This window comes from Butyrivibrio sp., from assembly GCF_017635265.1.
Lineage (GTDB): Bacteria > Bacillota > Clostridia > Lachnospirales > Lachnospiraceae > Butyrivibrio.
Window position 1 is genome coordinate 1 of record NZ_JAGBLU010000081.1, and the last position, 6,257, is coordinate 6,257.

General features: G+C 38.4%; 8 protein-coding genes. All 8 read right to left on the reverse strand.

Annotation, left to right across the window (positions count from 1 at the left end; translation table 11 throughout):
- Window positions 1-380: 380 nt before the first annotated feature.
- The 8 genes from J6O61_RS09450 to J6O61_RS09485 all read right to left on the reverse strand — a co-directional run bounded on the left by J6O61_RS09450 (window position 381) and on the right by J6O61_RS09485 (window position 5,706).
- Complete coding sequence (locus J6O61_RS09450; protein ID WP_292212333.1) at window positions 381-1,220, reverse strand: ornithine carbamoyltransferase; 840 nt, start codon at window positions 1,218-1,220, stop codon at window positions 381-383.
- A gap of 314 nt (window positions 1,221-1,534) precedes the next feature.
- Window positions 1,535-2,260 carry a MerR family transcriptional regulator gene (locus J6O61_RS09455; protein WP_292212336.1) on the reverse strand — a complete coding sequence of 242 codons (726 nt, stop codon included), beginning with the start codon at window positions 2,258-2,260 and terminating at the stop codon, window positions 1,535-1,537.
- A gap of 55 nt (window positions 2,261-2,315) precedes the next feature.
- Window positions 2,316-2,534: a hypothetical protein gene (locus tag J6O61_RS09460; RefSeq protein ID WP_292212339.1), complete on the reverse strand. Its 219-nt coding sequence runs from the start codon at window positions 2,532-2,534 to the stop codon at window positions 2,316-2,318.
- A gap of 162 nt (window positions 2,535-2,696) precedes the next feature.
- Complete coding sequence (locus tag J6O61_RS09465; protein WP_292212341.1) at window positions 2,697-3,332, reverse strand: type II CAAX prenyl endopeptidase Rce1 family protein; 636 nt, start codon at window positions 3,330-3,332, stop codon at window positions 2,697-2,699.
- A 29-nt stretch (window positions 3,333-3,361) separates the two neighbouring features.
- The gene (locus tag J6O61_RS09470) at window positions 3,362-3,817 is read right to left on the reverse strand and encodes a GNAT family N-acetyltransferase (protein WP_292145796.1); all 456 of its coding nucleotides are present in this window, start codon (window positions 3,815-3,817) and stop codon (window positions 3,362-3,364) included.
- 31 nt (window positions 3,818-3,848) lie between these two features.
- Entirely contained in the window at window positions 3,849-4,265 is a 417-nt protein-coding gene (locus tag J6O61_RS09475; RefSeq protein WP_330613765.1) for a DUF6608 family protein, read from the reverse strand.
- Window positions 4,265-4,735, reverse strand: a complete 471-nt coding sequence (locus J6O61_RS09480; RefSeq protein ID WP_292199280.1) for a LytTR family DNA-binding domain-containing protein — start codon at window positions 4,733-4,735, stop codon at window positions 4,265-4,267. The genes J6O61_RS09475 and J6O61_RS09480 overlap by 1 nt, the downstream gene beginning before the upstream one ends.
- An 8-nt stretch (window positions 4,736-4,743) precedes the next feature.
- Complete coding sequence (locus tag J6O61_RS09485) at window positions 4,744-5,706, reverse strand: alpha/beta hydrolase (protein WP_292212344.1); 963 nt, start codon at window positions 5,704-5,706, stop codon at window positions 4,744-4,746.
- Between the last annotated feature and the right edge of the window lie 551 nt (window positions 5,707-6,257).

Here is a 6,257-nt window from a genome sequence, read left to right on the forward strand (position 1 = left end):
ACATATAATCTCCATCTTCATAAATCAAATCATGCGATTTTATCCTTGATGAAGTTGTCTCAGCACCTTTGCCTGCATAAGTAGCCTTCTTAGCAGTTATTAAAAAATCTAGTAAATTCTTGTCCATAATTCCCCCACAAACGATTGATTGGGAATGAACCATTCCCAAAGGTTTTATAACTCGTTACTATTTGTTATGTCATCATCCGCAAACCCTTGTAAATGCTAAATTTGCAGATGTTTTACTTTCCCTTATGATTTCCCTTGTGTTATATTGTCCCATAGTGCTTTACGAGCGCTGATAAGGGAAAAAACAAGGGAAAGATTTCACAGTAACACAATATAACACCGTATGGGCAATCGGACTGTTGAAATGCTTTTTACCCAATTTTGCCGTCACACGACAGGCAATAAATAATTATTGCTTGCTGTACTTTTAACAAATTCTTTTTGAATTCATACCCTACAAAGTACTCTGAATCAATAACTCCTTGTGAAACCTCTTCACCTCGGCAGAAAGGCGGACAAGGATTTAAAACGGCATTTCTATTAGCGTGATCCATCAAAATTTCAGTGATCTGATAATCCTTAAAATCCTCTAAACTCTCTGAAGGAATAGAATCTGTACATATTATATCTTTCCCTTCGATGGCAGTTTGTAAATCAACATTACAATCAAGTCCTGATATTTGATAAGCAAGCGGAGCACTTTGTGTAAGTGAAAAGCCAAAAGCCTCTGAGGCTTCTTTCCAAGCTCTTCCGATATTCCCATCTCCACCAACAAATAAGTATTCATCACAAAGATAGTCTCGTCTGTTTTTTGAAAGACTATATAGGTCAGACATCATTTCACAAGGATGATTATCATCTGTCATTGCATTTATGACCGGAATCGTCATTGTATTTGCCATTTTCTCAAGCATATCAATATTTTTATGTCGCACGATAACAGCGTCTGCCCAGTTTTGAAGATATCCGCAAACATCAACTATATCTTCTTTTTTATCTAATACTGTCGGGTCAAAAAGTATTACTTGCCCACCAAGAAGATAAATCCCCTTCTCAAAGGTAACTCTTGTCCGGATACTGGATGTTGGAAAAAACATTACCACGGTCTTCCCTTTCAAGAAGTCTTCATATTGTTCCATCGAATCTGCGATTTTGAATATTTCCAACAACTCCTGCTTTGAAAAATCAGTTAGTCTTATAAAAGATTTCATTTTTTATTGCTTCCTATATCTTATTGGCAAAATTCAACAAGTTACTGTCCTTCCTTCTTGATCTTTTCTAATGTATCTTCAAGAACTGCTTTTCTCAGCTCAGAAAGCCATTCTGAAAAAGCAACCGTAATAATCATTTCTGACAACTCATGAATAATCATACATGTTTTCAGACAAAATAAAAAGCCATATTGAAGCATTTCTGCCTCAATATGGCCTGTAAATATAACACACTTATTTTGAAAAAGAATACTCAAAACCTACTACTTTCCTACCAAAAACCTACCGAAAACCTACTTTTTCAAAAAATTGTATCATCCGCAGTAGATCTGTATCGCCCGGTGAGTAAATTCAGCAGTTCCTTCTCCGCCCATCTTATTAATGTTCTCGGTGAATTCTCCGCCACCGGCATACATCTTACCAAGGCCGGAAAGAATCTCATTAGTACACTTATAAAAATGCTCGGTAATAAAGCTCTGTAGCTTCTTTACCTGATCCTGAACTTCTAAAGATGCAGGATCCTGATCCTTCATAGCTCCGAACTCTTCAAAGAGTTTCATGAAATCGGCCATCATGCTTTCTTCCTCGCTCTTTGAACGCTTCCTGTTCTTCTCTTCGAATTCCTTATATTCCTGAGTACTACCCCACTGCTCTTTTGCGCGCTTGGCGTATTCGTCTAATTTACTTGAATCAAATGCTGTAAAATTCAAATATCTCACTCCTCTCAGTTTTAAACCACGGCACATACTGATCAGATTTTCGATGTGTTCCTTCTTTAATTCTAGAAGTTCTATCTGCTGGTCAAGTGCCAATCTCTTGTCAAAATCAGATCTGGTTACGATATCCTTGATATCCTTAAGCGGAAACTCAAGCTCACGAAACAGTAAAATCTGCTGAAGTCTCTCCAGCGCCGCATCGTCATACAGCCTGTATCCGGACTCGGTATACTCTGCCGGTTTTAAGAGTCCTATCTTATCGTAATACTGCAGCGTGCGTATACTCACTCCTGTCAGCTTACTCACTTCATTTACTGTCTTCATGGCTATCATCTCCTTCACGTGTGATTACATCATAAACTATTACGTTACGTCATAGTCAAGCAAAAAATATATAATTTTGCAAAAAAAGACCGGCATCAAATCCATTTCTGAATTCCTTGCCGATCCTCTGCTTTTCCTTCTTTCGATTGTAAGTCTTTCCGCTCGGTACGCTCCTTGTCACGGGATTAAGTTCACCCCAGGTGCGTCTCTGCTTTGCGTGATACTCACGCTGCGCCTTCTTACTTCGCTTATCCAGCGAAACATACTTGTTCATGATTGTTACCTCCATATTATATTTGCTTGCCCACCCATTATATCGGATGGGCAACTGTCTGTCATTACATCTGCGGATCCTCCTTGCATCGGAGTTTTAACGTTCCGATTTTATGTTCTATCATTCATCTCGAAAAACCTGAATTTGCTTAATAATGCAATACTATGCTTTATCAATTGTATTTGTAACGAACCGCTCAATTCCATGACAAAGCATTGTCATGGGTATGAATTTTGAAGCCCAAAAAGAATACCCTATTCCTAATGAGAACACAAAAGAAGCTATCATTTCAATCCAAAATGTTTTCGTAGCTTTCTGCTTAAACAATAATAGTTGAACGCCTTGAGCCGCGCACCAAATCAAAGCTGTAATCAGAATACTTATGAACCCATTCAGGCCAAAGTATATCAGAACGACTTCAGTAAAAGACTGCATCATAGCTCGCTGCGGAATTTCCATACAAGCAGCTTCTACACATCGAGGTAATAACTTATGTATGTCCTTTTCATTTTTCCTGTCAGCTCCCACTATAATAATAGAGCTTGTTGCCATGACTGTAAGCATAGCTATCCCCCATAAAGACGGAACAAGTGCCCTTTCAAAGCTTAAAATATTATAATTTCCCCAGAGGCAAATAATAACTGTTGGAATAATCCCTGTAATAAGTGGCTTAAACATATCAAGCCACCATATTTTCTTGTTCATAATAACAGTTGCCAAGGCAAACTGACATCCAAACCATAATCCACTGAGCAAAAAGCCCATTGTAAAAACAAACAAATACAACACGCTATCCATTATTCTCCTTCATCCCACACTAGGATTTATCAAAGTGACATAACATAAATCTGGCACGGATTCCATTCGTCCCATAGATTAGGCATCAGTTCAAATTCCTTAAATCCAAGACTTAGGTAAAAATGGTTTGTTTCATCATATTGCCTATACTTTCCCATTTGAACAGTCTTAACCTGAATAAAGGAATAGCCATGTTCAACAGCAATATGCTTTGCCTCGTTAAACATACATCTGCCAATACCTTTGTGATGATGCGTCTTCAATACGCCCATAACTGCAATTTCAACGGTATCTTTTCCCGTTTCCTTTAAACACAAAAAACCATTTTCCTTTTCTCCCTCAAAAGAGGCAACCATTATTTCATTCGCACTTTCACGAATATAGTTTTCTGTTGATTCTGGAATTCCAAACCACTCTGGTAGAGCCGTAAGAATGCTTTTTGTAATTCGTTGTTTCTCCTCAATATCATCAACTGTTCTTATCATCTCTTTTCCATAACTACTATCGCCCCGGCAATCATCCAGCCCGTTTCTGTAGGTCCTTAATTATGCTGTCCTTTTTCTTTGTATCAGCAAACACACTGTAGTAATATACCCCTGCAAGAATCACATATGGAATCGTAAATGAGCGATATAAATCCAGCCATCCTTGTATAGTTATAGTGTCAATGCAACTCACGATAAAAAGCATTACTGCTATCAGCACACATGCTAACAGATATTGGATAACCATCATAGCCAGTGGGCTTACACTGTCAAAGAGCCCATGAAGGGATAAAACAACAGAGGCTATGATACAAATGACAAACATCATCAGCTCATTCAAATTATTTGTCTGACCGCCCAAAATAATGTTGATGACAGCAGAAGAAACAGAAACCACTGTGTATGACACAAAAATCATTAAGGCTAAATTCTTAAAATATTTTTTCACTATACCATTCTCCGCATTTTCTGAAGATACTGATCAAATTCCTTCTTGTAGCTTCTGTTGACACAGATCCTCTCACCATTATCAAAATAAGCATAAACCTTCATATTAAGATCTGGCTTTAACTGTTTTATTCTGAAAATGTTTATGAGATTAGACTTGGAAACTCTCACAAACCCATAGTTCCAAAGGAGCTCCTCACACTCTGCGAGTGTTTTCATAATACGATAGACCCCGGTCCCGGTGTACATAAAAAGTTTTCTGTCCACATAATCCAGGTAATATACCTCTTTGGGGTCGATCAGTATCTCTTCCCCATCGTCAAGATCATCATCCGCAGGTCTTCCCGAAAGAGATATTCTCTCGGACTGCACAATATCTATTATCTGTTTTATCTGTGGTCGCATATTTGAAAAATACAGATCCACATGCTCATTTGTATTATTCTTGTCTTCGAACAGGTTTAACTTCATACTTACTTTTACAATCCGGCACCAGCAAGGAAAGTTTCAACATATTCCATGTATCCATCCGGATCATCAATAACTCCTTCGATATGTGCACTGTTTACATAAGCAATGCTCTTTTCTGAACTGCCAACATTTTCATATACTTCCTCAACCTTTTCAGGAAGGCAGACTGTATCCTTTTGTGAAACAAAAATGAGTGTAGGCAGCTGATCATTTTCTACAACCTTGATTGTATCACCATCATTCCAGTTGATGCGATAAAAAATCTTTGAATATAGCTTACCTGCTTCTGTAAGATAGGATGTCACAAATGACTCCATTTCCTCCGGATCATCATCTGCAATCACGCTTCTGATCATGTATTCCATTCCCGGAACAGGACTGTCACAGATAACTGCATCCGCTGCTTCTACTGTTCCAGGTGTTGCGTTTGATGCATAAATTGCTGTGGCCTGTGCCCCCATTGACTGTCCATGAACAATAACCTCTGAGCTTCCAAGTTCTTCTCTGGCATATCTTACAAGCGCCTTTATATCACGGAGCTCATGAATCCCAAAGGTTACTTTATCATCCGGATTTAATCCATGACCTCTGTCATCAAAAGCAACTACGTTATAACCTCTTTCGATATACTGCTGTGCAAGAGGATATGTGCTTACTCTGTCGCCACCTGCTCCGTGCACAAGTACTACGCACTTATCGCTTTCCACATCAAAAAAGGTTCCGGGAACAACATTGCCATCCTCTGCCGTAACAGAAATCTCTTTGCCTTGAGTGCCGGCGATAAAGCCATCAAGGTCAAAGCCGTACTTTGCCAGCTGCTTAATCGAGTTGCCCTGAGTATCATTGTTTTTATTCTGATAAAACACGCCATCAGTAACCAGCTTGGCCATTCCAACAGTTCCTGTGACTATCAGTACAGCAACTACTCCTAATATGATTTTAACCACCCTGCCAATTATATTTCTTTTCATTTGTTTTTACTCCCTTTCTTAAGATATTTTTACTTTATCAAAAACACACTTCTCATATCTTAAGATTTGCATAAGTTGCATTTTCTGATGTATAAGGTGCAATTGATATCATCATGTAACAATAGACTTCTATTTTTGAAAATATATAGTCTAAAAAAGGAAGCAACCAAGTCTGATTGCTCCCTCATAAAAATCAAGTTACCGTCAATTACCATCGTACTGTCCTATTGTAGATTCTCCCTGCTCGGTTTCAATAGTTCCCTGGCCATGGTAGCCAAGATTCCCGCTCATGGAAGCATCATCTGTTCAGGCTATTTGCCATATTGCATTACCATTTCCAATATTTGCAACCATAGTAAAGTATACATACTTGTAGTTGGTATGATCCATTCCATATGGAGTTAAGTCAGCACTAGTGTGGCTGTTTTTATATTTCTCGACTATATTGCTTAGATATAATTTGCAATCTACAAGGCGGAAGATGGAGTCGATGGGCGTCCATCGACGACTGATGACAACGCAGTAGATTCAAATTATAGCAAGCATATAGT

Excerpts from the sequence above, each read along its gene's own strand:
- J6O61_RS09460 (WP_292212339.1), bottom strand. The coding sequence starts at position 2,534 with ATGAACAAGTATGTTTCGCTGGATAAGCGAAGTAAGAAGGCGCAGCGT.
- J6O61_RS09485 (WP_292212344.1), bottom strand. The coding sequence starts at position 5,706 with ATGAAAAGAAATATAATTGGCAGGGTGGTTAAAATCATATTAGGAGTA.
- J6O61_RS09470 (WP_292145796.1), bottom strand. The coding sequence starts at position 3,817 with ATGATAAGAACAGTTGATGATATTGAGGAGAAACAACGAATTACAAAA.
- J6O61_RS09455 (WP_292212336.1), bottom strand. The coding sequence starts at position 2,260 with ATGAAGACAGTAAATGAAGTGAGTAAGCTGACAGGAGTGAGTATACGC.
- J6O61_RS09450 (WP_292212333.1), bottom strand. The coding sequence starts at position 1,220 with ATGAAATCTTTTATAAGACTAACTGATTTTTCAAAGCAGGAGTTGTTG.
- J6O61_RS09465 (WP_292212341.1), bottom strand. The coding sequence starts at position 3,332 with ATGGATAGCGTGTTGTATTTGTTTGTTTTTACAATGGGCTTTTTGCTC.
- J6O61_RS09480 (WP_292199280.1), bottom strand. The coding sequence starts at position 4,735 with ATGAAGTTAAACCTGTTCGAAGACAAGAATAATACAAATGAGCATGTG.